The sequence below is a fragment of the Roseateles sp. P5_E11 genome (assembly GCF_054049355.1).
Genome location: NZ_JBFUMO010001084.1, coordinates 1 through 930, shown reverse-complemented (window position 1 = coordinate 930; position 930 = coordinate 1). Strand labels below are relative to the sequence as shown.

Below are 930 nucleotides of genomic sequence, written 5' to 3'. Positions count from 1 at the left end.
GTGCGGTAGGGGAGGCGGCCCGAATTGTGAGCGCTACCGATTGCGCCTGCCAAGCGGGGGGCGAAGCGGGCGGCGCTTCAAGAGAGGATGAGGTACTCGGGGTAGCGTTGCTGGATCTCTTCCACCGAGGCCAGCGTGCCCGACAGGTGCTCGCGCACGGCCTGTTGCGCGCCTTGCGCGTCACCCGATTCGATGGCTTGCAGGATGGCCAGGTGGCCGGCCAGGATGGACTCGGCCTTGCCCTCGGTCGGCGCGTGCAGCAGGCGCAGCCGGTCGATGTGGCCCGACATGCGCGTCACCACCGACCACAGCCGCGGCAGGCCGGCGGCGACGTACATCAGCCGGTGGAACTCCTTGTCGGCTGCAATGAAGGCCGGGTAGTCCTTGCTGGCAGCGAGGCCCTCCTGGCGCGCCAGTTGGGCATGCAGGTCGTCGATCACTGCCTGGTCGTGCGAGAGCGCCAGCAGGCGTGCGATCTCGATTTCGATGGAGCGGCGCAGGAAATGCGCCTCGCGGGCCGCCGGCACGTCGATGCGGCTGACCTGGGTCGTGTACTGGGCACGTATGAGCACCAGGCCTTCTTCGCTGAGCCGCATGAGCGCGTCGCGCACGGGCGTCTGGCTGACGCCGAAGCCCTGGGCCAGCTCGGCGCGGTCGAGTGCGCTGCCGGGCGCCAGCTCCAGCGAAATGATGGCGGCGCGAAGCGCTTCAACAACCTGGGGCGCCGCATGGCGGGTGGGATCTAGCGTGGTGTTCATCTCGGGTGGCAAGCCAAATCTGCCGCTGGCGCGCGAATGCTGGGCGCCATTGTCATCGCGGGCTTGACGCGTCCTGCGCATGGGGCCTGAGTCCCCCCTGGCCCGTCGGCCGACAAGCTTGAGAGCGCTATCCAGTTTTCGGTCACCTTGCAATTCTTAGCCGCCTTTCCGC

General features: G+C 68.1%; 1 protein-coding gene. It reads right to left on the bottom strand.

Annotated elements, in window-relative coordinates:
• Window positions 1-77: 77 nt before the first annotated feature.
• Window positions 78-758: a GntR family transcriptional regulator gene (locus tag ACXJKR_RS33580; RefSeq protein WP_457326546.1), complete on the bottom strand. Its 681-nt coding sequence runs from the start codon at window positions 756-758 to the stop codon at window positions 78-80.
• Between the last annotated feature and the right edge of the window lie 172 nt (window positions 759-930).